16 protein-coding genes and 5 pseudogenes are annotated in these 26,007 nt (G+C 49.9%); 18 read left to right on the top strand and 3 right to left on the bottom strand.

The window, feature by feature from the left end; genetic code table 11:
• Positions 1–24 precede the first annotated feature (24 nt).
• Both NFH98_RS08460 and pilB read right to left on the bottom strand, forming a co-directional pair.
• Positions 25–1,164 (bottom strand): type II secretion system F family protein, encoded by a 1,140-nt coding sequence (locus tag NFH98_RS08460; RefSeq protein WP_349622513.1) that lies wholly within the window; start codon positions 1,162–1,164, stop codon positions 25–27.
• A gap of 367 nt (positions 1,165–1,531) precedes the next feature.
• Positions 1,532–3,394 (bottom strand): type IV-A pilus assembly ATPase PilB, encoded by a 1,863-nt coding sequence (gene pilB / locus NFH98_RS08465; protein WP_349622514.1) that lies wholly within the window; start codon positions 3,392–3,394, stop codon positions 1,532–1,534.
• Positions 3,395–3,716: 322 nt separating this feature from the next.
• On the opposite strand from pilB, the gene NFH98_RS08470 reads away from it, so the two are divergent.
• The 15 genes and pseudogenes from NFH98_RS08470 (at position 3,717) to NFH98_RS20990 (ending at position 20,041) form a co-directional block, all read left to right on the top strand.
• Entirely contained in the window at positions 3,717–4,145 is a 429-nt protein-coding gene (locus NFH98_RS08470) for a pilin (protein ID WP_349622515.1), read from the top strand.
• A gap of 96 nt (positions 4,146–4,241) precedes the next feature.
• Complete coding sequence (locus tag NFH98_RS08475; RefSeq protein ID WP_349622516.1) at positions 4,242–5,633, top strand: MBL fold metallo-hydrolase; 1,392 nt, start codon at positions 4,242–4,244, stop codon at positions 5,631–5,633.
• Between the two features lie 109 nt (positions 5,634–5,742).
• A pseudogene (locus tag NFH98_RS08480) lies at positions 5,743–6,196 on the top strand (transposase); the annotation flags it as partial.
• A 71-nt stretch (positions 6,197–6,267) separates the two neighbouring features.
• Positions 6,268–7,665, top strand: a pseudogene (locus NFH98_RS08485) (DDE-type integrase/transposase/recombinase).
• Between the two features lie 67 nt (positions 7,666–7,732).
• Positions 7,733–8,196: pseudogene (locus NFH98_RS08490) on the top strand (IS30 family transposase); the annotation flags it as partial.
• A gap of 409 nt (positions 8,197–8,605) precedes the next feature.
• A complete protein-coding gene (locus NFH98_RS08495) occupies positions 8,606–9,796 on the top strand; it encodes a hypothetical protein (RefSeq protein ID WP_349622517.1) in 1,191 nt (396 codons plus the stop codon).
• A gap of 1 nt (position 9,797) precedes the next feature.
• On the top strand, positions 9,798–11,033 hold the full coding sequence (locus NFH98_RS08500; protein ID WP_349622518.1) for an O-antigen ligase family protein: 1,236 nt from the start codon (positions 9,798–9,800) through the stop codon (positions 11,031–11,033).
• A 6-nt stretch (positions 11,034–11,039) separates the two neighbouring features.
• Complete coding sequence (locus tag NFH98_RS08505) at positions 11,040–13,316, top strand: polysaccharide pyruvyl transferase family protein (protein ID WP_349622519.1); 2,277 nt, start codon at positions 11,040–11,042, stop codon at positions 13,314–13,316.
• A 479-nt stretch (positions 13,317–13,795) separates the two neighbouring features.
• A protein-coding gene (locus NFH98_RS08510) for an IS3 family transposase (protein ID WP_349622520.1) occupies positions 13,796–14,961 on the top strand; the annotation gives its coding sequence in 2 pieces (ribosomal slippage) (positions 13,796–14,057 and positions 14,057–14,961; 1,167 coding nt in all).
• A gap of 30 nt (positions 14,962–14,991) precedes the next feature.
• A pseudogene (locus NFH98_RS08515) lies at positions 14,992–15,399 on the top strand (IS3 family transposase); the annotation flags it as partial.
• A gap of 174 nt (positions 15,400–15,573) precedes the next feature.
• Positions 15,574–16,764 carry a glycosyltransferase family 4 protein gene (locus NFH98_RS08520; protein WP_349622521.1) on the top strand — a complete coding sequence of 397 codons (1,191 nt, stop codon included), beginning with the start codon at positions 15,574–15,576 and terminating at the stop codon, positions 16,762–16,764.
• Complete coding sequence (locus tag NFH98_RS08525) at positions 16,761–17,549, top strand: WecB/TagA/CpsF family glycosyltransferase (protein ID WP_349622522.1); 789 nt, start codon at positions 16,761–16,763, stop codon at positions 17,547–17,549. The genes NFH98_RS08520 and NFH98_RS08525 overlap by 4 nt, the downstream gene beginning before the upstream one ends.
• Positions 17,546–18,670: a GDP-mannose 4,6-dehydratase gene (gmd, locus tag NFH98_RS08530; protein ID WP_349622523.1), complete on the top strand. Its 1,125-nt coding sequence runs from the start codon at positions 17,546–17,548 to the stop codon at positions 18,668–18,670. Before NFH98_RS08525 ends, gmd begins: the two co-directional genes overlap by 4 nt.
• An 8-nt stretch (positions 18,671–18,678) precedes the next feature.
• Entirely contained in the window at positions 18,679–19,647 is a 969-nt protein-coding gene (gene fcl / locus NFH98_RS08535; RefSeq protein WP_349622524.1) for a GDP-L-fucose synthase, read from the top strand.
• Positions 19,648–19,888: 241 nt separating this feature from the next.
• Positions 19,889–20,041: a helix-turn-helix domain-containing protein gene (locus NFH98_RS20990; protein ID WP_502878760.1), complete on the top strand. Its 153-nt coding sequence runs from the start codon at positions 19,889–19,891 to the stop codon at positions 20,039–20,041.
• A 79-nt stretch (positions 20,042–20,120) separates the two neighbouring features.
• On the opposite strand, the pseudogene NFH98_RS08540 reads toward NFH98_RS20990, so the two are convergent.
• Positions 20,121–20,909: pseudogene (locus tag NFH98_RS08540) on the bottom strand (IS5 family transposase).
• Between the two features lie 710 nt (positions 20,910–21,619).
• Between NFH98_RS08540 and NFH98_RS08545 the strand changes: the two are divergent.
• From NFH98_RS08545 to NFH98_RS08555, 3 genes are all read left to right on the top strand, one after another.
• Entirely contained in the window at positions 21,620–23,029 is a 1,410-nt protein-coding gene (locus NFH98_RS08545; protein WP_349622525.1) for a mannose-1-phosphate guanylyltransferase/mannose-6-phosphate isomerase, read from the top strand.
• A gap of 11 nt (positions 23,030–23,040) precedes the next feature.
• Entirely contained in the window at positions 23,041–24,423 is a 1,383-nt protein-coding gene (locus tag NFH98_RS08550; RefSeq protein ID WP_349622526.1) for an undecaprenyl-phosphate glucose phosphotransferase, read from the top strand.
• Between the two features lie 413 nt (positions 24,424–24,836).
• Positions 24,837–26,002, top strand: a protein-coding gene (locus tag NFH98_RS08555; RefSeq protein ID WP_349622527.1) for an IS3 family transposase whose coding sequence is annotated in 2 segments (ribosomal slippage) — positions 24,837–25,098 and positions 25,098–26,002 — 1,167 coding nt in all. Because the reading frame shifts where the segments join, the coding sequence is not laid out codon by codon here.
• Positions 26,003–26,007 lie beyond the last annotated feature (5 nt).

Consider the following 26,007-nt stretch of genomic DNA (forward strand, 5'->3'; position numbering starts at 1 on the left):
TGGATTCATCAGTCCGGGGCTTGGTCAGATGACGTTGCCCAATTGGAAGATCGGTAGATACATCGCCAGCACCAGGCCACCCACCACCACGCCCAGCACCACGATGATCAGCGGCTCCAGCAGGCTTGTCAGGGTGTCGACGCGATCGTCCACCTCGCGCTCGAAGTGGTCTGCTACCCGCGTCAACATGCTGTCCAGCGCACCGGCTTCCTCGCCGATGACCACCATCTGCAGCGCCAGTGGCGGGAAGCGCCTGGTCGCCCGCATCGCCAGGTGGAGTCGCTGGCCACTGGCGACCTCGGTCTGCACTGCCGCCACCGCCTGGCAGTAGACGTCATTGCCGCAGGCGCCGGCGGCGGTCTTCAGCGCCTCCACCAAGGGCACGCCTGCGGCGAAGGCGGTGGCCAGGGTGCGACAGAAGCGTGCCACCGAGGCCTGTTCCAGGATCGTCCCTACCACCGGTAGCCTGAGCGCCAGGCCGTGAGCGGCGAAGCGCGCCCTGGCCGAGCGCTTGATCCACCATCTCGCCGCACCGGCCATCACGCCTGCGCTTCCCAGCAGCACCAGCCACCATTGCTGGGCGAACTCCGAAAGCTCGATGGTCAGGCGAGTCAGCGGGGGCAGGCTTGCCCCGACGCCCTCGAACATCTGCTCGAACTGGGGCACCACCTTGATCAGCAGGATGGCGCTGACCGCGATGCCTACCGCCACCACCGTGGAGGGATACCATAGCGCCTTGCGAACCCGTGCCTTCAATCGCTCGCGCTTTTCCAGGTGGCCGGCCAGACGCTCGAGCATGCGGTCCAGCGTACCCGACTGCTCACCGGCAGCGACCAGATTGACGTACAGCGCATCGAAGGTGAGCGGGTGGCGGGACAGTGCCTGGGCCATGCTGGCCCCGGCGCTGACGTCCATGCCCAGTGCCTGAACGACTAGCCGCATGGCTGGCTTTGAAAGGCTTTCGCCCAGCACGTGAAAGGCCTGCAACAACGGCACGCCGGCGGTCAGCAGGGTCGCCAGCTGGCGCGAGAACAGGGTGAGATCCCGGGGCGATATCTGGCGCTCGAAGCGCGCAAGCGTGCCGCCCTGGCGCAGCTTGCGCGGGATCACACCAAGCTGATGCAGCTGTCGTTGGGCCTCGGGACGGCCGGTTGCCAGTAGCACCCCGTTGCGCCGCTGGCCCTGGCGATCCTCGCCTTTCCAGTGCCAGCACCTCTGGCGCGGATGCGGGGGAGTAGAACGGCGTCCACTGCGCGGGGGCTCACTTGACCCGTTTGACCCGTTTGACCCGTTTGACCCGGCTGAAAGGTGGCTGTGGCCAGCGTGGGAGCCCGATCCGCCGGAGGCAGAAGAGGTCGTCTCCCCCGGCGTTGCATCAGGTGTGTAGCCACCCACCTGCCCGGGGGGGCCAGGAGGAGAGGCCGGCGAGGACGACGACAGGGACGAAGAGGCTGGCGGAGCCGTCGAAGGCGAGCGATGACGAAAGGGCACGTGTCGGTGGACTCAAATGGTGGAGGGAAGGGCGGAGGTCTCATGCGGCGGTGATGCGGCAGACCTCGGCCAGGCTGGTCACGCCTTCGAGCACCCGATCAAGGCCGCTGCGACGAAGATTCGGGTAGCCCTGGGCGCGGGCCAGGGCGTCGAAGTCATCGGCGCTGCCCCCTTCCAGGATCAGCCGGCGCATGCGTTGGTCCACCGGCACCACCTCGAACAGCCCGACCCGCCCCTTGTAGCCCTGGGTGCAGTGACGACAGCCCACGGCCTCGTACAGCTGGGCGGTCTCGGCCTCGGCCTGGTTCAGGCCCCGCTGCACTAGTACCTCGGCAGGAAGGGTGACCGGGGATCGACACTGGCTGCACAGGCGCCTCGCCAGGCGTTGGGCCACGATCAAGCTGACCGCACTGGCGATATTGAAGGCTTCGATGCCCATGTTCGAAAGCCGTGACAGGGTATCGGCGGCGGAATTGGTGTGCAGCGTGGACAGCACCAGGTGGCCGGTCTGGGCGGCCTTGATCGCGATCTCGGCGGTTTCCCGGTCGCGCACCTCGCCGACCATCACCACGTCTGGGTCCTGGCGCAGAAAGGCGCGCAGTGCATTGGCGAAATCCAGGCCAATGCGGGGCGCCACATTGACCTGATTGATCCCGGACAGCTTGATCTCCACCGGGTCCTCGGCGGTACAGATATTGCGCTCGACAGCGTTGAGCTGATGGATGCCGGTGTACAGCGTCACCGTCTTGCCGCTGCCGGTGGGACCGGTGACCAGAATCATCCCCTGGGGACTTGCCAGGGCGGTCTCGAACAGCCGTCGCTGGTCCGGTGAAAAGCCGAGCTGCTCGTCGATACCCAGGCGTGCCGACCTGGAGCCCAGCAGTCTAAGCACGATCTTCTCGCCGTAGACGGTAGGCAGCGAGTTGACCCTAAAGTCGATGTCCTCGCCATCGTCGAGCTGGACCTTGATGGTGCCGTCCTGGGGCAGGCGGCGTTCCGAGATGTCCATCCGCGCCATCACCTTGAGGCGCGAGGCGATGCGACCGCGAAGGTTAAGCGGCGGCTGGGCCACCTCGTGGAGTAGGCCATCGATGCGAAAGCGCACCCGAAAAGACTCCTCGAAGGGCTCGAAGTGGATGTCCGAGGCACGCTTTCTTACCGCGTCACGCAGGATAGTATTGACGAACTTTACCACTGGGGCGTCATCGGCCTGGTCGTTCAGGCTGGAGCTGAGCCCGGAACCCAGCCCGGCATGGAGCTCCTCGTCTAGATCTGCATCCTGTTCAGTGTCGAAAGCCACGCCCTGGCCAGAAGCCAGATCCGATTGCCGTGACGGATCCAACTTCCCCGTCCGCTCGTCGGCGCCCCTACTGTTCGCGCCTGAGGCACCAAGCGCGCCCAGAGCGACGGCGATGGCGCCATCATCGGGGCGATCGGCCCCCAGGTAGGCGTCGAGCAGCATTCGGATCTGATCCAGCGGCGCCAGCGCCGGCTTCAAGCTCTTGCCGGTGACGAACTGCAGCTCACCCAGACGGGCAAGAGTAGAAGGGTAGGGCACCGCCACGTGCAGTTGATGATCATCGAGGCTAAGCGGCAGCACCGAATGCTCGCGTAACAGGGCTTCGGGAAAGTGAGATAGCGCCGGTAGTTCGTCCAGCTCATGTTCCTGCAGGTCGACAAACGGCAGGTCATACTCATCCGCCGCCGCCCGCGTCGCCGGCCCGACGCTGACCAGCTCATGCTCCACCAGGTAGCGCAACAGCGTGCTGTGGCTGTCCTGGGCCTCCTGCTCGGCCCGAAGCGCCGCCGGAGGACTCAGTAACCCCTGTGACACCAGCCGTTGGGCCAATCCACTGTTTGGCCCCTGCGGCGAGCCGTTTCCGAACCCCTGGTCAAATGGCACAGCACCCTCCCTGGGAGTGGGCCCCACGATGGGCCCGTTCACTCCCGTCGGCGACATCCTGAATCTAGCCATCAGTCTACCCCGCGACAGAGCGCCCATAGAGGCCGCACAGGCGGTTTTGTTGTCCGAACCCGAATCGGCGTCAAGGTTTGGGCGTATAGCCCTCAGGGGCGCTCGCAGCGCCAAGTAAGATGCTCCGAACCCGGTAGGGCGGCGTTATGGGGGTTGATGGCCTGGCTCAGCGCCATTTTCGCCATGCCGAACGCCGTTCAGTTAGAACGCCACCGGGTAAGCGCAAAAAAGCCGACAGGGAGCATCAGACATGGAAGACAGTAAAAGCAGCACCAGTACCAATTGTTCAGAGCAGAGCGGAACCGTGATACCGGCAGGGCAGGGCGGCTTTACCCTGATAGAGCTGTTGGTGGTGGTGGCCATCATCGGGCTGCTATCGGCCATCGCCATACCGCAGTACACCAACTTTCAGAAGCGTGCCGCGGTGAATGCCTGCAAGGAAGAGCTGGCGGCGGCCAGGACGGCGTTGGCGGTTGATGGCACCTTTGATGAAGCCTCGCCCGACATGGCCAATGCGTATGCGTGGTCTGCATGTCTGGATTCCAGTATTGCCTATACCGCTCCAACCACGACGGAAGAAGGTTCGCTCCTGGGCTGGCCATCCCCGAGCCAATTCGCGGTAGCAGAGAATGCCGCCACCCTCGTCCTGCCCAAGGTGATTGATATCGATAGTCCTTGAGACTAGGCGGGCAAGCTCCAATCGCGTGTTCTCAAGCGCCCGGCAGCGGGCGTCGGGGCTTGTCACCCTGATTCAGGCAACAAGGAGCAGGTTTCATTGGAATATCCGTCCATTATCCACCACGGTGGCGCCGATGGCGTCACCGGAAGCTGCCACCGTCTACAGATTTCTCCTGACCACGCCATCCTGATCGACTGTGGGCTATTTCAGGGAGAGGACCTCAAGGGCCAGTCCAGCTTCGAGCGACACCAGATCGAATTTCCGATCGATGACGTCATCGCCTTGGTGGTGACCCATGTCCATATCGACCATATAGGTCGCTTGCCCTACCTGATGGCAGCAGGGTTCGAGGGCCCCATCGTCTGTACCCCGCCGAGTGCGCGGTTGCTGCCGCTGGTGATCGAGGATGCCCTTAAAATCGGCTTTACCCGTGACAGTAGGCTAATCGAGCGGTTTCTTGATACCGTTCAAATGCATCTTGATCCAAGTCCCTATGGGGCTTGGAAAAGCTTGCTGAACGATGAGCGTTACAAGGTCAAGGTGCGTCTACAGAACGCGGGGCATATACTCGGTTCAGCATACGTCGAAATTGATGTTGAGGACGAGCGCGCGAGTCTGGATAATCGCTACGTCTTCTCGGGGGACCTTGGGCCGCCCGACACTCCGCTGTTGCCGGATCCCACACCACTGGAGCGGGCAGACGTGCTGGTGCTTGAGAGCACCTACGGTGATAGAAGGCATGAAGGTCGCAGGACGCGGCGCGCACAGCTCAAGGAAATGATTTATCGTGCACAGCGCGAGGGCGGTAGCGTGGTCATTCCAGCCTTCAGCATCGGCCGTACCCAGGAACTACTCTACGAAATCGAAACCCTCTTGCACGAGCGACAGGAAGGAGAGAAAGGCGAGCGCCCCCTGATCATTGTCGATTCCCCGCTGGCTGCCCGCTTCACCGAAGTATACCGAGACCTCAAGCCCTGGTGGGACAGCGAAGCCAAGGAGCGACTCGACCAGGGCCGCCACCCCCTCAGCTTCGATGGCCTCGTCACCGTAGACAGCCACGACGACCACCTCGCCATGGTCGAGCACCTCGCCACCACCAACACCTGGGCCATCGTCATCGCCGCCAGCGGCATGGCCACGGGGGGCAGGGTGGTCAACTACCTTAAGCGATTGCTATCAGACCCTCGGCACACTGTTCTGTTTGTGGGGTATCAAGCAGAGGGTACGCCAGGAAGGCAGATTCAGCGGGCGAAACGTGGAAGCGAAGTCGTTGTCGACGGAGAGCGCATGGCGGTGAATGCCTACGTCAAGAATATTTCGGGGTTTTCAGCACATGCTGATCAAAAAAACTTAATCGAATTTGTTTCACAGCCTGATCAGAAAGTCGATAATGTGGGACTAGTTCACGGAAGTTATAAAAGCCAATGTATGTTTGCTGATGCTCTTAAACCATTCGTTTCGAATGTCGTGCTGACTAGTAAATTTTGACTTCAATACCTCTTGAGCGAAGCATTCTGAATGCAAGACCTGACCTAGTCGAGAGAATGTTCTAGTTATGTCATATGCTAAACTTTGCATGCAATAACGTACAAGTACCTTGGTTAACTTCGTGCAGGGCTTGAGCATCAGGCAGGTGGCGGCTCTACCGAGCGCTTCCCAACGACGATTAGTCGAGAGATATGCCGCAATGGTTCGGCTGATGGCAGATATCTTGCGCCAAACGCGCAACAGCGCCGAGCCGTCTGGCGGCCTAGGCGCAAGCTGCTTCCTGTAAGCCCTCGGTTTGCCTTGATTCAGTACATGCTGTGTCGGTGATCGTCCCCCGAGTAGATCAGCGGCAAGCTCAAGCATATGAATATCCCTGACCTCCGAGACGCTTACGCCTGCCGTGAAACGATATACAGCGCTATTTATGCGCAGCCCGACGGAGATCTACGAAAAGAACTGTTCCACTGCTTGCGGCAAGGAAAGCGACTCGCAAGCCGCCGCGAGGGGGAGTCGATCGGCGCAACCAGATCCCTGATATGGTCAGCGTTCACCTCCGTCCTCCCCCCACTGCCAAGCTGGTTGGAGCCTCAGCAGCTGTTAGACTCTGAACCATGTGGGGCGTGATGAGGTTCGGATGAAGTACTCCGACGAGCGCCAAGAAGCAATTCTTAAGAAGCTGCTCCCGCCGCATAGCCGCACGGTGGCAGAGGTGGCCCAAGAAGAAGGCAGCTCACAGCCACGCTATACAACTGGCGTAAGAAGGCTCGCCAAGCGGCCCGTTTGCTACCTGATCAGAGCGATGATCCCGAGGGCTGGAGTTCGCAGGAGAAGTTCCACGCCGTGCTGGAGACGGCGGCCCTCAGTGAGGCCGAGCGTGCCGAGTACTGCCGGCAGCGCGGCCTCTATCCTGAACAGATTCAGCGCTGGCGGGCGAGCTGCGAAGACGCCAACGACCGGAGTGAAGTCGCCTCCAAGCAGGAGAATGAAGCCCGCAAGGCGGACCGCCAGGAAAACAAGGATCTCAAGCGTGAGCTGCGCCGCAAGGAGGCCGCTCTCGCGGAATCCGCAGCCCTCTTGGCGCTACGAAAAAAGGGGCGAGCGATCTGGTGGGGGGACGAATGATCAGCACTTCAGATCGCCAGGACGCCCTGTCACCTGAAGAGCGTCAGCAAGTGCTGGAGATTTGTCATCGTCCCGAGTTCGCCAGCCTGCCGCCCGGGCAGATCGTGCCGCGGCTGCTGGACGAGGAAGGGCTATACGTGGCGTCAGAGGTCAGCTACTACCGTATCCTCCGGGAGCGCGGTGAGCAGCACCAGCGTGGCCGCGCTCGTACCCCACGCCCCAAGGGGGATCCTCAGCGATACCGCGTGACTCGCCCAATGCCTGTTGGAGTTGGGACGTGACGTACTTACCGACCCGGGTGCGTGGGCAGTTCTACTACCTCTACATGATCGTCTACATATACAGCCGCGAGATCGTTGATGCCGAGGTCTTCGACCAGGAGTCCGTGGGCAACAGCAGCGAGGTCATCCAGCGCGCCGTGTTGCGCGAAGGCTGCATCAACAAACCATTGGTTTTGCATGCTGATAATGGCTCCGCCATGAAAGGGTCGACGCTTCAGGCGACACTGCAGCGACTGAACACCACCCCGTCGGACAGCGGCCCCCGAGTCTCTAATGACAACGCCTTCTCGAAGTCGCCGTTCAGGACATGCAAGTACCGGCCTGACTATCCGTCGGAAGGCTACGAGAGCCTGGCAGCGGCGCAGCAGTGGGTCACTGGCTTCTTGCGCTGGTACAAACACGAGCACCGCCACAGCGCCATCTGCTTCGTCACCCCAGAGGAGCGGCATGCCAGCCAGGATGACGAGTTTCTGGCAAGGCGGGATGCCATCTATGCCGAGGCGAAACGGCAACATCCCAGACGGTGGAGCAGCGCTACCCGCAACTGGACGCCACGTCGGACGGCCTGGCTGAATCCCGATCAGGAATATCCAATCTTCATGCAGAATCAGCGGTTAGAAGCCGCATGATCCCGTGTTCCAACAAGCTTGACAGGCATCTCCCTAGGTTGAGAGACGTTAATCCCACGTGCACTGAGAAGGCGCCCTGATCACAGCCAAGGGCAATGCATCGGCCGCCGGCACCCTCGTAGATTGAAAAGCTGTTACCTGATTCTGGTGTAGATGTACGATGTGACCGCCACCACTGCCGTGTAAGGCTTTAGCACTGCGCTGAAGCGAATGCTATTGGCTGTACGGAAGACCATGACGTATGGGGGGGATGCGAGATGACGTAGCATGCCCAGAATACCTATGTTGCCATCTACTTCTGTGACCCGCATAGTCCGTGACATAGAGGTGCCAACGAAAATATCAATGGACTCATACGGCAATATCTTCCCAAGGGAATGGACCTATCGGTCTCTAGCCAGAAAGAACTAGATAAAATCGCGCTTGAGTTGAACATGCGCCCGCGAAAGCCCTTCTTTTTCAAGTGCCCCAATGAAATGATGAGCGAACTGATGGTAACGCCACCATGTGGCACCGGCATCAACGCATTGACGGTCTAGCACTCAGGAACTGTATCCGCCGTCAGGAGATGCGTCTCAGTGGACGCCCCGGTGGCAGATATAGAAGACCTATTGCTGATGGATTGAACTTTGTCTATGACTGGCCGTTATTTTCATTCGCTTTAATCAGGGTATGTGTTAAAAGTTTCGTTTGATAATATCGTAGTCGAATGTATTTAGGGTGAACACTACTAGATTTGAAATCTCTTGGAATATCTAAAACTGAGCTATAACTGGCAGTCCCCAGGTCTACTGAATGTTATGGTGCAGCAGCCATCGAAGCTGGGATTATTGCTTAGACCCGCATCCAAAATATCAAGCAAAAAACTCAAATTCATGATTTCTTCTAGAGGTCTGAATCAATATATGGCGAGAAAAAATGAAGAAAAGGTAAAACTTACGTGGTTAAACTATTGATAAGCAGGTATAAAAAACTTTTCTACGCAATGACGGAGCAAGCGATATATTCTGTAGGAAATTTATTATTATCAATTTACATTATTAATAATTTTCCAAGCCAACTTTCAGGACAAATACTGTTCATTCTTTCGATCGCAATTGTTTCCGCAGGCATTTGTGGCGCGTGTTTCGTTGAGACAGCTATGGTTTTTGAACGCGCTCAGGGAAAGACCTTTGTAGCATCGTCGGGAAGTTTAATCTTCCGAATGACTGTAATTGTAGTGGCGTGCCAGGTCTTGTTTTTCGCACTTGACATGCCGCCGCTATCAGAGATGTTTACCTCCGTTGGGATTATTATATTAACTGGAGTGTTCTTTTCGTTAAGGAAAAGTTCAAATGTATCAGAAATGCAGGGTATGTCTGTCATTTCTTCCTGTGTATATTTTTCATCATTAATGTTGATGTTACTCGTCTTGCCGGACGGGAAAAATAGTATTCTTCTTGCAATATTCTTAAGTTTAGTTTTTGGCATATTTACGTTTATTGCGTTTACAAAAATGAAAAGAGCCTGTGTAAATTCCACTTACTGCATTGTAGTACTGAAGGAAGAAAGGTACTTAGTACTTAAAAATGTACTGCTGTCGTTTTTATATTGGTTGCCAATGAATGGAATATATATAATTGCGGCACTTTGTTCAAATGAAGAGGTTATCTCAGAGTCGAGGAAGTACCTTAATCTATTTATTCCAATATTCCAGTTTAATTCAGTGTTTGCAGTTTACTATTTATCAAGGCTGACGGTGTCAGAAACCAGCCATACTAAGATGCTGTTCAACATAGGTTTTGTAGTTAATTTATTTTATGCGGTAATGGCAATGTTAGGCGGTGAGGTTGTATATAAGTTTCTGTATAGAGGTTCTGATGAATATTCCCAGGCCATTAGTGTTGCATTAGCCCTAGTGGCAATGGTTGTTTTTTGTTTAAATAGAAGTTTAGCGAGAGCTAAGATTGATAGAGACCAAACGGCAATTGGAAAAGCGTATTTGATGTGCGTGCCGATTTTCGTATTGTTTTACGTCTTCTCCGACATCCTTTCGGTAAATATTGTTGTTTTTTATATTTGTGTATCTTATGTTGTTGTAACAATAGCGCTACGCCAGTTTGTTGGGAAAAAATCGTTAACAAAGGTCTAAAATGAAAAAGTACTACTTTCTGTTGGCGATTGCATTGTTTCCGGTTTTTGGAGTAGAGGTTGTTGACAAGACTGGTTTGACAGATATGCCGCTTTTGAGTGCCAATAAGATTGTCAGACTACTATGGTTCTTCTCAACAACTGTAGTGTTCATAGCATTAATTAAGTTGGGAAGTCGTGCGGTTTTTACTAAAAGCCATCGGCAGTGGCTACTTGTGTCTTTCCTTCTGATACTTTCGGTTGGATTAAACACCCCTCAATCGGTTGTTGCTTGGTATCGTGTTGCGGAAATTATCGTACCTCTTGCGGTTATAGTTTTTGTAGTAAATAAATCAGTAGAATATAATGTGCCTGTGGAGATTTTATTGCATAAAGCAGTTTATTTTATAGCTGCAACGTCCTTGATAGTCGTGTTTTTATATTTAATATTAGATCAAGATATGGTGTGGGTAAAAGAGACACAAGGAAGAACGCGTCTTGGGGGATATGTATATAGCCCGAATATGTTGGGTGCATTTATGTCTTTCGGTTTCGTGAGCGCGTTAAGTCTTTCAAAAACCGAAAGAAACAATACGATAAAATCAGTATTCTACATCATGTCAGCCATAGCTTTTGTGTCTGCATTAATCTTTACCGGCAGCCGAACATCACTTGCTTTGCTTTTCTTGTTGATTCTTATACACACACATATATATATGAAGAAAAGGTTCTTACTCTTTGAAAAAACAATTCTCTTTCTAGCCGCAATAATAGTAGGTTTCTGTGCGCTTATCTATCTTATGCTAAACATTATGGAGTTGATTGAAGTAGTAGGTAAAGGCGAAGACCCAATTAGAGAGATATTTACATTAAATAACCGTACTGTTGTATTCAGTACTGCGCTTCATGCGCTAATAGAAAATCCACTGACTGGCGTAGGTTACGTAGTAGGGGTCGAAGACTACTACGCTGAAAATTTCCCTCAACGTTTCTGGTTGCCTCCGCACACACATAATGGTGTGCTTGAGATTCTAATGGCATTGGGCGGCGTTTTTGGACTGATACTGCTGTTATATATTTTAAAAAACCTTCTGTTACACTTTGGACGTATTGTTCTGTTAAAGAATGGTGGAGGAGCAGTTAGCACATATTATGTTGTTGTGTTTGCGCTTTCAATGACTACGGTACCGTTTGGCAATGTATATGGGCCGCTGTGTGGAATCTTCTGGATGACATTTGTTTTAACAAATAAGGTTTAGTTCCAAATGAAGAAAATCATCAAATATATTTTTGAGTGGATAACAAAGCCGGAAAGGCATGGGAAAAAAATTGGCAGACCAGTAGTGATCAACTTTCCAATTACTGATAATTGCAATTCACGGTGTGTGATGTGCAATGTTTGGAAAGATTCGGTAAAAGGAGAGTTGTCACCCGAAGAGATATTTAAAATTCTTAGCAATGAATACTATGAAAGAGTTGAGCACTTGGGTATCTCAGGAGGAGAGCCCACATTACGTTCAGACTTAGCAAAATGCGTCGTTAGCATTCTTGAAGCTTTGCCCAAGCTAAAAACACTCTCTATTACTTCACATGGATTCCATACAAGCAAATGGAGGCGTTTAGGAAGACTAATAGATGCGGAATGTAAAAAGAGAGGGGTTGATTTTTCAGTTAATATATCTTTAGATGGTGTTCAGAAAACACACGATGCTATTAGAGGTGTCCCTGGGGTTTTTTCGAAGGTTGAGTCTACAATTGGTGTGCTTCAAGAAAAAGGGGTGCGTCTTCAACTGCAATGTACAGTAAGTAAAGATAACATTTATAATGTAACTGAAACTCTTCGGTATGCTAGAGATAAGCGAGTTGAAATTGTATTTAGATGTGCGACAGAGATAAATCGATTGTATAATAAGGATGTCATACCAGAAGTTTTTCTTGATTTCGAACAAAGAAGTTATTTGTCAGACTTTTTCCGTTCCTATGAGTTGAACAAACAAACTAGATCTTTGTCCAGAAAGTTATACTATGAAGCAATGTCGAAATGGTTAGTAAACGGCGGCAAACGGCCAATGCCTTGTGCTTTCCAAAGAGAGGGGGTGCTCATAACATCTCTTGGAGAAGCATACGCTTGCAGTGTTTCAGATGAGATGTTAGCCAATGTTAGGTATTCTGATAGTTCCCTCGAATTAGAAAAAAGCAATGTGATAAATAAGAGGAAAATATTTAACGCTGAAAAGTGCACTTCCTGTATTCACGATCAGAGTGGAGCTTGGGATCCCCTAACACTAATTTTGTTTAAGCTTAAGTCACATGGAAAAATTGTAAATATTCTAGATGTTGTTAAGAAGATGTTTTCTTCAATTTTTCTTATCTACACAGTCCTTTATCACTCGGTTAGTTCAAAGATAATAAATAAAGTACGTGCCAGCACCATAGTCAAAAGTTCATCTTCATATGTTTCTTCAGTTCTTGTCGTTGGAGCATACGGAGGTGAACACGTTGGGGATGCCGCAATTTTGGGCGGAGTTATTCTGCGGACGATCGAGAAGAATCCGGGGATAAAAAGGGTCTATGTTTCGAGCTTCAGACCTGATAGGACAAAGGTATGGGTAGGAAAGCTTTCACTTCCGGTTGATATTGAAGTAATCAATGAAAGTGAAAGATGGAGATTTCTTCGTTCTGTAGATATGGTCGTTTATGGTGGAGGTCCTTTGATGGAGCTTCCGCTTCATCTTCTAAAGCATTTTTCAACTCTTTACGTGGCTAAGAAGAGAAGAGGACTGTTTTGCACTCTTGAAGGCGTGGGTATTGGGCCTCTAAAAACAAAACTCTCAAGCCATATTGTCAAGAAAATGCTGGGTTTGTGTGACTCTGTGGTGGTTAGAACAGAGGCATCTGCAGATTTTTGTAAAAATAATAACCAACCTTATATATTGAAATCGGATCCGGCCTTCGACTACCTAGAATACCGCAGAAAATCACTTGTGAGCACAAAATCGGATGAAAATAAAATTGTTGTAAAAGATAGTATGATTAGTGTTGCAATAAATCTCAGGCCTCTTTGGGCGAAGTATTCATTTTCTCCTTCTAAAAACTTAGAGGAGCTACAGAAAGAATATATTGTGGAACTTTCACAATTTCTTAAAATGTTTTACGATGAGAATAACGGTAATGTTAATTTTTCGTTCTTTCCAATGAATGCCGACCAATATGGGATGTCCGACTTTGATGTCGCCTATGATTTGAGAGATGAAATGGGGCATCTTGGTATGAAACTTAATATTTGGCACGAAGAGCCGGGTGTTGATGAAGCTATGGAGTTTTTGAGGAAGCAGGATTTGGTAGTAGCTATGAGGTTCCATGCTTGTATTTTTGCACTTAGCATAAACAAGAATAATGTTATTTCATTGGACTACCAAGTTGGTAAGGATGGGAAGGTTACTGACGTTATGCGGGCGCACAGTGAAAATCTGGATGGTATTTTCAGGATAGATAACCTAGAAAGTAGTAAGTTGCTAGAAGCAGCAAATGCTATGGTTTGATGATTTTAATACGTAACCCCTGAATTCCGATGATAAGTGTCAAGGTGAAGTACCACCCTCACGAGCTGCACATGCTATAGTGCAGCCATTGGGAGGGCAGAACGGGCGACGAAAGCCCCATCAAGCGATGCACCACGAAGCGCAAGGCCACCGTGTTCACGGATATCTCCATGGGCAAGATCATAGCTGCTGAAGTGGCGCGCCAATACGATCTCACCGTCTCCGAAATCGAAAGTTAGGTCGATGAGGCCAATCTGAAGATTTATACTCTTAAAAAAGTTTGGCCGCTTGCTCGGCGAGGACAAGAATTCGTAGGGGCCCTGCAGTAGGAAATGGCCTGCCACGGCCATGGGGTTCGCTCGTCAACGTGTGTCAATGGCAGGGGCTTCTCCGGCGGACGTTGTACTACCGTGTCCAAAGTGATCTTGCCCACCAACAGTGGACACCCCGTTAAGGAACTACGCTGAACGACGTGACCCATGACAAAGCCAGCTACCCCCATGAAGAAACAGCAACGTGCCCACTACACCGATGCCTACCGCGAGGAAGCTCTATTGCTCGCTGAACGGGTAGGTGTCACCACTGCCGCCCGTGACCTCGGCCTCCAGCCTAGTCAGATCTATCAATGGCGCACGAAAGCCCAGCAGCGCAAAACGGTGACGGAACGCGAACAGGCTCTTGCTGACGAGAATGCCCGTCTCAAGCGCCAGATGGCTGATATGGCGGAGGATCTGGCCATCGCAAAAAAGGCAGCGGTGTACTTCGCAAAAAGCCTGAAGTGAAGTACGCCTTCATCCAGCAACACCACAAGGCCTACCACATCCGGCGGATGTGCGCGTTTCTCTGCGTCGCCCGTCGTGGCTACTACGCTTGGCGCAAACGTGTCGATGAGGCGTCTCCACGGCGACGTCAGCAGGCCGAGACGGACCGGCGTGTGGCAGAGGCCTTCCACCATCGCAAGGGGCGTTCAGGCGCCCCCAGGTTGGTTCTCGACTTGAAGGAGGATGGGGTTTCGATCTGTCGCAACACCGTCGCGGCCAGTCTCCGGCGGCAAGGCCTGCGCGCCAAGGCGGCGCGCAAATTCAAGGCAACCACCCACTCGAAACACTCCTTGCCGGTGGCGCCGAACCTCTTGGATCAGGACTTCGACGCCAAAGGGCCGAACCAAAAATGGGTGAGCGACATCACATATCTGGGCACAGACCAAGGCTGGTTATACCTGGCCGTCGTTATCGATTTGTTTTCTCGACGAATTATTGGCTGGGCGACGAGCAGTCGGATGAAAGCAGATCTCGTCTGTGAGGCGTTAGAGATGGCGCTCTCATGGCGCGGTTACCCGAAGACGGTGATCACCCATTCAGATCGCGGAAGTCAGTATTGTTCTACGGATTATCAAAGGCTTATCAAGCGACACAAGCTCTTATGCAGCATGAGCGCCAAGGGCAATTGCTACGACAATGCCTGTGCTGAAAGCTTCTTTCACAGTCTCAAAGTCGAGGCTATCCACGGTGAGCGCTTCGGGACCAGGGATGCGATACAAAGGCAGGTCTTCGAATACATTGAACTGGACTACAATCGGCAGCGCCGCCACAGCGCCATTGGGATGATCAGCCCAGTAGCCTTCGAAGCTCGAATGATCGCATAGACAGGTGTCCACTTTTGTTGGGCAAGATCAGACCTGTATTCACGCAAGGTGATCGGCTGGGCGATGAGCGAGCGCATGACCGGTGACCTGGTCGGTGACGTGCTTCAGATGGCGCTGTGGAGCCGCAAGATGCCCAAGGGCGCCATCGTGCATAGCGACCGTGGTAGCCAGTATTGTTCGTCCCTGTACCAGTCGTTGCTGACCCGGCACGACCTCCGGTGCAGCATGAGTGCCAAGGGCAACTGTTACGACAATGCCTGCGCCGAGAGCTTCTTTGACAGTCTCAAGGTCGAGGCCATTCACGGCGAGCGACTCACGACTCGAGAAACCATGCAACGGCAGGTGTTCGAGTACATTGAGTTGGACTACAACCGGCAACGCCGGCACAGCGCAATCGGGATGATCAGCCCAGAGGCCTTCGAGGCTCGAATGATCGCTTATACCGGTGTCCACCAGTGCTGGGTAAGATCAGTGTCGAATCTTTGTTCTTTATTAGCATTCTTGATGAAAATGCCTTTAAGAATAGATGTTTTATTAAGTATGAACTCGTAATTACACAATGGCTGTCCACCCGGAACAATATATTTTCAAGGTTAAAGTGAATTTACTTATATGAATATAATATTGGCCCATAATTTCTATTCTTCAAAGCAGCCCTCTGGCGAAAATGAAGTGGTGTGGTCGGAGAAAAAACTATTAGAAAAAAATGGTAATGTCGTTAATATGTTTTCTAGGCACAGTGATGATTTGAATGAAAAACACTTGTCTGGAAAAATAAGAGGAGCCATTTGTACTCCGTGGAACATTTCTACTACCGGAGAAATAAGAAGAAGAATTGCTGAAACTTCTGCTGAAGTTGTTCATGTACACAATACTTTCCCTTTGATTTCGCCGTCCATCTTTTATGGAGTCGGCGATCGTGCTGCGAAGGTGCTTACTTTACATAATTATAGACTTTTTTGTTCTGCGGCGATACCGATGAGAGATGGACGAGTATGTGTAGAGTGTCTTGAGAAAAGAACGTCAATTCCTGCACTCAAGCATGGTTGCTACAGAGGAAGTAGGCTGTCCACAGTGCCGCTCGCAGCAAATATAGCGTTACATCGTTTCGCAAAGACATGGAAAAACAAGGTTGATGCCTTCATTGTCTTATCGGAATTCCAGAAGTCTGTTATGATTGATGCAGGACTTCCAAGAGAGAAGGTTTTTGTCAAGCCAAATTTTTATAGCGGACGTCCAAAAGTTATCCCTTGGGGAGATAGAGAACCGTGCGTTGTTTTTGCAGGACGATTGTCACGAGAAAAAGGTATAATTTCACTGATAGATGCATGGAAAATTTGGGGAAAAAAAGCACCATTACTTAAGGTTGTTGGTGATGGGCCACTCAATGACAAGGTAAGAAATTACGCAGACGGACTAAATATAGAATTTTACGGAAGGCTTTCACAAAGTGATACCGTCGAACTGATTTCAAACGCAAAATTGCAGATTCTACCTTCGGAATGGTTTGAGGGATTTCCTATGGTTGTAAGAGAGGCATTTGCCTTCGGTACGCCTTCAGCAGTTTCTAACATAGGTCCACTTCCATCAATAGTCAGTCACGGAACGAGTGGAATTGTATTTGAACCGTCAAATCCCACTTCAATCCATAAAATGGTGGCAAAATGTTGGGAAGATGACGGTTTATTAAAGCATATGGGGGAGAATGCTCGGTTGGAGTTTGAAAGTAAATATACAGAAGAGTCAAACTATGAAACTCTGCTTGAAGTTTATCGTAGCGCTATACAGATATCAAAGAGATGAAAATATATCCACGAGAGAATAGAAAAATAGCTCACGTAACTGGGATTCCAATTGATGAATTGTCTTGGAATGATGCTATCTCAATAATTTCTCAATGGGCAGAAAAAAATGAGAGTAAATACGTTTGCATATGTAATGCACATTCAATTGTAACAGCCAAGAGGGATTTAGAATTTAACACTGTCATTGATGAAGCAGACATGGCGACTCCTGATGGTGCCCCCGTGGCATGGATGATGTCGCGAGGTAATAAGAAGCGGCAGGAGCGGATTAACGGGCCAGATCTAATGATAAAATACTTTGACCAGGCAAATAAATCGGGGCAATCTGTCTTTCTCTATGGTGGCATGCCGGCTACACTTTGCCTGTTAGAGCAGAAAATACGCGAAAAATTTCCGTTCTTAAAGATCGCGGGTACTCATTCGCCACCATTTAGAAAACTTAGCAATCATGAGAAGCAAGAGATTGTTCGTAAGATTAATGAGTCTGGCGCAAATACTGTATGGGTTGGCTTAGGATGCCCGAAGCAAGAGAAATGGATGTATGAACATCGAGGTGAAATTAGTGCTGTTATGATAGGAGTTGGTGCCGCATTCGATTACCATGCTGGCGTTATAAAAAGGGCGCCGATGTGGATGCAAAATAATGGTCTGGAGTGGCTACATCGGTTGATATCTGAACCAAGAAGGTTGTGGCGTCGATATTTTTTCACTAACACCCTGTTTGTTATGTATGCACTTAAGGAAATTTTTTCCTCAATAGTTCTTGGTTGGAAGAAGAAATGAAAAAGAAGACTGCATTAATTACTGGTGTGACAGGTCAAGATGGTTCCTATTTGGCCGAGTTTTTGCTTGAGAAAGGGTATGAAGTTCACGGTATAAAAAGACGAGCGTCTTTGTTCAATACTCAACGAATTGATCATATTTATCAAGATCCACACGTTGAAAATAGCAACTTCATCCTGCACTTTGGTGATTTGTCAGACACCTCCAACCTTACTAGAATTTTACAGCAAGTGCAGCCTGATGAAGTTTATAATTTAGCCGCACAATCTCATGTCGCTGTAAGTTTTGAGTCGCCTGAATATACGGCTGACGTTGATGCATTGGGCACTCTTAGGATCCTTGAAGCTATACGATTGTTAGGCCTAGAGAAAAAAACTAGATTTTACCAAGCATCGACATCTGAGCTATTCGGAGAAGTCCAAGAGATCCCGCAGCGGGAAACGACACCTTTTTATCCGCGTTCACCTTACGCAGCTGCAAAACTATACGCCTACTGGATTACTGTAAATTATAGAGAGTCCTATGGCATGTATGCATGTAATGGTATTCTCTTCAATCATGAATCTCCAAGACGAGGTGAGACCTTTGTCACAAGGAAGATTACTAGAGGGCTTTCCAATATTGCTCAAGGCTTAGAAGATTGTCTGTATTTAGGTAACATGGACGCGTTGCGTGACTGGGGGCATGCACGGGATTATGTAAGAATGCAATGGCTGATGCTCCAACAGGATATGCCTGATGATTTTGTTATCGCGACCGGAAAGCAGATATCTGTAAGGGATTTTGTTGTTATGAGTGCTTCTGAATTAGGACTTGAGCTTGATTTTGAGGGAGATGGCATTAATGAGGTGGCTAGGGTAAAGGCTATAATCGGCAATAATTGTCCAGGTATTAAAGTTGGCGATATCGTTATTCGAGTAGATCCTCGATATTTTAGACCTGCTGAAGTCGAAACGCTCTTGGGCGACCCTGCCAAAGCTAAAAAAGAACTTGGTTGGGAACCGGAGATATCAGTTCAAGAAATGTGTTCTGAAATGATTTCCGAGGACATTAAAATTGCAAAACGGCATGCGCTACTGAAGAAGCACGGTTTTGAAATTCCGGTCGCTATAGAAGGATAAAGCTAAAGATGAGTGGAAAACGAAGAGTGTTGATTTGTGGCCACAACGGCATGGTTGGCTCTGCAATTTTACGTAGACTAGCATTTGAAGACAGAGTTGAGATATTAACCGCTAATCGTGATGAGCTGGATCTTAGCAATAGAAGTTCTGTAGATCAATTTTTTTCGAATAATTCGATTGAACAAGTCTACTTGGCAGCAGCAAAAGTCGGTGGTATTAATGCTAACAATAAGTATCCCGCAGACTTTATTCACCAGAATTTATTAATCGAGATGAATGTAGTCGAAGCTGCATACCGACATGGTGTAGACAGACTTTTGTTCCTTGGGTCATCTTGCATTTATCCGAGAAGTGCAAAGCAACCAATTAGGGAAGAATATTTGTTGTCAGGAGGGCTTGAGCCGACTAATGAACCTTATGCTATAGCAAAGATAGCTGGAATTAAGTTGTGTGAAAGTTATAATAGACAGTATTCTTGTGATTATCGAAGTGTAATGCCAACAAATCTTTTTGGAAGAAACGACAATTTCCATCCAGATAATTCTCATGTCATTCCAGGCTTGCTTCGCCGCTTCCATGAGGCAAAGCTTAACGGTGCTAATGAAGTTGTTGTATGGGGGAGTGGTAGACCAAAACGCGAATTCTTGCACGTCGACGATATGGCTGAAGCTTGTGTTCATATAATGAATTTGCCAAAATCAGAGTACTGGTCGAGGGTGTCGCCAATGCAATCCCATATTAATGTCGGCTCAGGGGTTGATAGCTCTATACATGATGTCGCTGAAATGATTAAGCACGTCACAGGATTTACTGGGGATATCGTGTACGATACTAGTAAACCCGATGGAACACCTAGAAAACTACTTGATGTCTCGACTATAAATGAGATGGGGTGGAAAGCAAAGATTTCCTTACTTGAGGGACTGAGAGACACTTATTCCTGGTATTTGGATAACTCAAATTGTCTACGTTCTTAAAGTGCGGCGAAATGGCTTTGAATTTCACTTCTTTGGTTCGTGAATTGGAGCTGTGATCGTTGCAGTGTCCACACTGTCAAGTTGGTGGGAGCTAGTTGCTGGCACACTCGGAACGATATGGGGTGTGGCGAGGTTGACAGTGTCAATGAGCAGGTGTAGCACCAAATCGATCGGGTACGCTATCGCTATGACTCATTGCTACTAACACCGTACTGCTGAAGAATGTGCCACCATCATGATGATGCGTAGGGGTCACTCGATACGTTGCATCGCCAAGTACCTAATGAAAGTTGCGAGCACGATTTCTCGAGAACTGGCTCAGCATGTGGTTCCCACACCAGCGGGCCATGGCGACAGTTTAGTGGGTTTTGAATCCACGCTGACGTGGCATTGAGCACAACGACGATCGAAGTTGCGCCTTGATACACCTCTCTTCGACCTGGTTACCTACGTGTTATGCATACTCTTGTCTCCTAGGTTTTATCTGAAAGGTCGGCGCGTAAGCAGTTATCGATACAGGCCGGGTTTACCATTGCTTTGAAACTGCTGGCCAACTTAGCGTAGTGGGCGCAGACACGGTGTAGGTCTTTGACCCTGCCGAAAAAAAACGATTGATGATGTTTCGCTCTCGATATGGTGCATGTCAAAGCCCCTTGAGGCGCTGAGGCGCGTCTTTCGCTCAATGATCGGATTCACGCATTGCCGATTGCAGTAGCTGCGAAGCGAATCGCTGTCATAGCCTTATGTCCGCCACAATATGGCGACAGCGCTTACGCGGTCTGCCCCTACTTCCAGGCTGATGAACGTGTCCAGAGCGGGGATGATGTGGCCTGTATCCGAGTCCTGCCCGGGCGAGAGCGCGAAGGCCTGCTGCCAATCATGTCGATGGCAGACCGTGTGGATTGTGGTCGTCAGGCCGCCTCGGCTGCGGGCCAAGGCATGGTCTACGGGCTCTTGCTATCCCGTTTTTTGCCTCCTCCACAAGCGGCACGGGTACCGCGGATCGATGTCGAGCCGATCATCCGGGTTCCTAGTCCATCAGACCATCCCCGTGCAAGGGGAGTTGGAGGCGCTTCAGAATAGCATCAAAGGTGCCGTCATCGCGCCACTGGCGGCCGCGGCGATAGGCGGTCTGCCATGGGGCGTAGCGCTCTGGTAGATCTCACCACTTGGCACCCGAGCTGAGGAACCAGAAGATGCCGTTCAGCACCTGGCGGCCTTCGCGGCGGGGGACGCCCCGTTCTCTGCGGCGGCGACAAAATGTTCTCGGCGCGGGTTCAGCCGTTGTCGGAGATCTCGTAGCGTCCTGGCATGGTTCACCTATGCTGTTGCGGCATTCACGACATTAGCAAGTTCGACCTTTCGGACAAAACCTAGGCAAATAGCCATCACAATGAAGTATATGTATCCATACGTGATTTTTCGCAAGAACATTGGGCAATGGCTTGGAGTTCGCTGATCACCAGACCGTACAAAAGGCGATACCGGCGGCGACTTACCTTTGCGAATCCTATTGTTCCGGACACTATGTGACCAATGAAAACATTAATGGCCTGATGCGGCAGTATTTTCCGAAGGCAACTGGTTTCGGGAGGATCACCGGTGTCGAGTTATGCACGGTGGTCAATACGCTGAAAGTTCACTCCCGAAAACGATTGAGATATAGGACAGCGGAAGAGGTAGTCCTGAGGGAAAACGCAGGAGCTTTAGATACCGCCAGTGCTGCGCTTATTTATTCTATGCTGGACTCCGAGCTGCAGAGTTTGATCAAGGCATTATATTGCCTCTCTCGATATCTCTGGGACATTGCATTCCGATATTGCTGTTTCGGGGGAAACACTTCGGGGCACTCGATGTTGCATGCACTACACTTCTCTCTTGCATTCACGGAAATAAATGTAAGATCATCTTTGGTAAAACAGAAGGTGGTGTTAGCGATGTTATTCCATCAAAACTGAAATTGAGACTTGCTATGATAATTCCTGTTATTTTGGCCGGTGGAAGCGGTACGCGCTTGTGGCCGCTTTCTCGCAGTATGTATCCAAAGCAATTTTTAAGATTGCTCGGGAGAAAAAGCATGCTGCAAGAAACAATTAATAGGCTAAAGCCATTTGATAGTGACAACGCGATAGTTATCGGTAATGAAGAGCACAGGTTTCTAATAGCCGAGCAACTTCGCGGTTGTGGCCTAAGGTCTGTGGATATCCTATTAGAACCGCAGGGGAGAAATACGGCACCGGCCATTGCATTGGCAGCCCACCAAGCAGTTAATAAACATCCCGAGGCAATGCTTCTGGTCCTTTCTGCGGATCATGCAATAGGGGACACTGGTCTTTTTTTTGATCTCATAAACGAGTCTGCTAAGGTTGCTGCATCGGGAAAATTGGTGACATTTGGTGTGAATCCCACGCGTGCAGAAACTGGATATGGTTATATCGAACGGGGTAAGTCGGTTGGAGATGGTGGGTATGAAGTTTTAAGGTTTATTGAAAAACCAAATTTACAGACAGCCGAAAAGTTGTTCGCAGAAAGTGGTTACTACTGGAATAGTGGAATCTTTTTATTTCGAGCAAGTGATTTCTTGAATGAACTGGAAAATTTCGAGCCGGAGGTCTATGTAATTTGTAAGAAAGCACTTGATAATGCTAGCTCTGATCTCGATTTTATTCGTCCCGAAAAGTCTATATTTGAAACATGCCCGGCCGTTTCTGTCGACGTCGGAGTAATGGAAAGAACAACGAATGCATGTGTTGTACCGTTTACTACGGACTGGAGTGATGTGGGGTCTTGGTCTTCACTATGGGATATATCGACTAAAGACTCAATGTTGAATGTTACGCATGGAGATGTTATAAGTTCTACGAGTTGCAGAGGGTCTTATGTGTACGCTAGCCATCGACTTGTGGCTACGATAGGAATTGAAGATCTAGTAATTGTTGAAACTGAAGATGCTGTCTTGGTCTCACGGAAAGATATGGTGCAGGACGTAAAGGAAGTTGTTGATAAGCTCTCGTTAGATGGACGAAATGAAGGGGTTACTCATAGAGAAGTCTTTAGACCGTGGGGGGCATACGACAGTATAGACGTTGGTGAGCGTTATCAAGTCAAACGAATTACTGTCAATCCAGGAGAGAAACTTTCCGTACAAATGCATCACCACAGGGCGGAGCACTGGGTTGTTGTTTCAGGGACTGCTAAAGTTTTAAATGGGGAAGAGTCGTATCTGGTCAGTGAGAATCAGTCGACATACATACCTGTCGGACAGATTCATTCACTTGAAAATCCCGGAGTTATTCCGCTTGAGATAATAGAAGTTCAATCAGGTAGTTATCTCGGGGAAGATGATATTGTTCGGCTTAAAGACATGTATGGTCGAGAATAAGGCGTTATTATATGTCTAAGTTTAGTTACGGATTATCCGACAGATACCCCGCACAGCTAATAATAGCAATGGCGGATTTGGGTTTTGTTGTCTTTAGTGGTTTTATTGTATATCGTCTACGTTTTGGTGACTTTTATCTCCATGAACGGTACGTGCTAGCCGTATCTGTTATCTCTCTTTTTGTACTATTACTCAACAGCTTGTTTGGTTCTTATTCTAGATGGCGTGTAACTAGAATCACAACCCTCGTGGCTAGACTTTTTATGGTTTGGGTGTTCGTGGGACTTTTGGCAACTTCAATAATATTTTTTGCACATGCTGCCGATAGATTTTCACGTTTGTGGGTGGTTGGCACACTTTCTTTATCCTTGTTGTTGGCTTGCTGTGCAAGAGCAACTGTTCAATTGATGCTGAAGAAGTATAGAATAAAGGGTAAAGCAAGACGATCGGTCTTTCTTATCGGCCCCGGGCATCAGTTGATAAAAGTTGCCAAAGGTATGAGATCATCACCTGGTGAAGGGTATTCTATTGCTGGTGTTGAGCGTGTTAGTAATGAGAACGATAGGTATCTTGTTGACCGAATAGTAAGGCGCGTTATTAGTTCTGGAGCCAAGGAAATTTGGATATGCCTGCCTCTTGAATTGGGAGGAGTCGTTAGAACTATATCCTACGCTCTTCGGAATCATACTGGTGAATTACGTTTTCTTCCGGATCTACAAGGTATGCAACTTCTGAACCATAGCGTCAGTGAAGTTGCTGGGCATTATTCGATTGACCTCAGTGTATCTCCGCTAAATGGTATGGCAAGGGTTGTCAAGCGTTCTGAAGATTTACTTGTAGCTTTGTTCGCTTTGATTATAATTTTGCCCATCTGTCTTGCTATAGCTATAGCTGTAAAGCTATCTTCTCCTGGGCCTGCTCTTTTTAAACAGTATAGAACCGGCGCGAATGGTAAGAAGTTTAAAGTGTATAAATTCAGAACCATGAAGTTTCATGAAGAAAGTGATGGCGTTGTTTCACAGGCAAAAAAAGGTGATGATAGAATAACACCGGTTGGAAGATTTTTAAGAAGAACATCCTTGGACGAACTCCCTCAGTTTTATAATGTTGTGCAAGGAAGAATGTCCATTGTCGGACCGAGACCGCATGCGTTAGCTCACAATGAATACTATAAAGATATAGTTGAATCGTATATGAGGCGTCATAAAGTAAAGCCTGGGATCACCGGATGGGCTCAAGTTAATGGTTTTCGCGGGGAAACAGACACACTGGGAAAAATGCAGTCCAGGGTTGAGCATGATCTTTGGTACATTGATAACTGGTCAGTTTGGTTAGATATTAAAATTATAATCCTAACGGCTTTCAAGATTTTTAGTGACAAGAATGCGTACTGATTCGCTACAAGTATTCTCTACTCCCGCCAGGGGTTGGGTATTGATCTATTCGTACTTTGTTCTATGATATTTATAAAGGAAAGTAATATCGAGTATAGCGAATAGCATTCGCTCGAGAAAGCAGAGCGTTCTGCAAAGCCCCCGGTTCATGTGCCCATTCGTTGAGGGTGGAAGCCCCCCCACTGCCAAGCTGATTGGAGCCTCAGCAGCTGTTAGACTCTGAACCATGTGGGGCGTGATGAGGTTCGGATGAAGTACTCCGACGAGCGCCAAGAAGCAATTCTTAAGAAGCTGCTCCCGCCGCATAGCCGCACGGTGGCAGAGGTGGCCCAAGAAGAAGGCAGCTCACAGCCATGATCTTGCCCACCAACAGTGGACACCCCGTTAAGGAACTACGCTGAACGACGTGACCCATGACAAAGCCAGCTACCCCCATGAAGAAACAGCAACGTGCCCACTACACCGATGCCTACCGCGAGGAAGCTCTATTGCTCGCTGAACGGGTAGGTGTCACCACTGCCGCCCGTGACCTCGGCCTCCAGCCTAGTCAGATCTTTCAATGGCGCACGAAAGCCCAGCAGCGCAAAACGGTGACGGAACGCGAACAGGCTCTTGCTGACGAGAATGCCCGTCTCAAGCGCCAGATGGCTGATATGGCGGAGGATCTGGCCATCGCAAAAAAGGCAGCGGTGTACTTCGCAAAAAGCCTGAAGTGAAGTACGCCTTCATCCAGCAACACCACAAGGCCTACCACATCCGGCGGATGTGCGCGTTTCTCTGCGTCGCCCGTCGTGGTTACTACGCTTGGCGCAAACGTGTCGATGAGGCGTCTCCACGGCGACGTCAGCAGGCCGAGACGGACCGGCGTGTGGCAGAGCCCTTCCACCATCGCAAGGGGCGTTCAGGCGCCCCCAGGTTGGTTCTCGACTTGAAGGAGGATGGGGTTTCGATCTGTCGCAACACCGTCGCGGCCAGTCTCCGGCGGCAAGGCCTGCGCGCCAAGGCGGCGCGCAAATTCAAGGCAACCACCCACTCGAAACACTCCTTGCCGGTGGCGCCGAACCTCTTGGATCAGGACTTCGACGCCAAAGGGCCGAACCAAAAATGGGTGAGCGACATCACATATCTGGGCACAGACCAAGGCTGGTTATACCTGGCCGTCGTTATCGATTTGTTTTCTCGACGAATTATTGGCTGGGCGACGAGCAGTCGGATGAAAGCAGATCTCGTCTGTGAGGCGTTAGAGATGGCGCTCTCATGGCGCGGTTACCCGAAGACGGTGATCACCCATTCAGATCGCGGAAGTCAGTATTGTTCTACGGATTATCAAAGGCTTATCAAGCGACACAAGCTCTTATGCAGCATGAGCGCCAAGGGCAATTGCTACGACAATGCCTGTGCTGAAAGCTTCTTTCACAGTCTCAAAGTCGAGGCTATCCACGGTGAGCGCTTCGGGACCAGGGATGCGATACAAAGGCAGGTCTTCGAATACATTGAACTGGACTACAATCGGCAGCGCCGCCACAGCGCCATTGGGATGATCAGCCCAGTAGCCTTCGAAGCTCGAATGATCGCATAGACAGG

The organism is Halomonas sp. H33-56 (assembly GCF_040147035.1).
In the GTDB taxonomy this organism is placed as follows: Bacteria; Pseudomonadota; Gammaproteobacteria; order Pseudomonadales; family Halomonadaceae; genus Halomonas; species Halomonas litopenaei.

Excerpts from the sequence above, each read along its gene's own strand:
- NFH98_RS08470 (WP_349622515.1), top strand. The coding sequence starts at position 3,717 with ATGGAAGACAGTAAAAGCAGCACCAGTACCAATTGTTCAGAGCAGAGC.
- NFH98_RS08500 (WP_349622518.1), top strand. The coding sequence starts at position 9,798 with ATGAAAAAGTACTACTTTCTGTTGGCGATTGCATTGTTTCCGGTTTTT.
- NFH98_RS08505 (WP_349622519.1), top strand. The coding sequence starts at position 11,040 with ATGAAGAAAATCATCAAATATATTTTTGAGTGGATAACAAAGCCGGAA.
- NFH98_RS08520 (WP_349622521.1), top strand. The coding sequence starts at position 15,574 with ATGAATATAATATTGGCCCATAATTTCTATTCTTCAAAGCAGCCCTCT.
- NFH98_RS08525 (WP_349622522.1), top strand. The coding sequence starts at position 16,761 with ATGAAAATATATCCACGAGAGAATAGAAAAATAGCTCACGTAACTGGG.
- gmd (WP_349622523.1), top strand. The coding sequence starts at position 17,546 with ATGAAAAAGAAGACTGCATTAATTACTGGTGTGACAGGTCAAGATGGT.
- fcl (WP_349622524.1), top strand. The coding sequence starts at position 18,679 with ATGAGTGGAAAACGAAGAGTGTTGATTTGTGGCCACAACGGCATGGTT.
- NFH98_RS20990 (WP_502878760.1), top strand. The coding sequence starts at position 19,889 with ATGCGTAGGGGTCACTCGATACGTTGCATCGCCAAGTACCTAATGAAA.
- NFH98_RS08545 (WP_349622525.1), top strand. The coding sequence starts at position 21,620 with ATGATAATTCCTGTTATTTTGGCCGGTGGAAGCGGTACGCGCTTGTGG.
- NFH98_RS08550 (WP_349622526.1), top strand. The coding sequence starts at position 23,041 with ATGTCTAAGTTTAGTTACGGATTATCCGACAGATACCCCGCACAGCTA.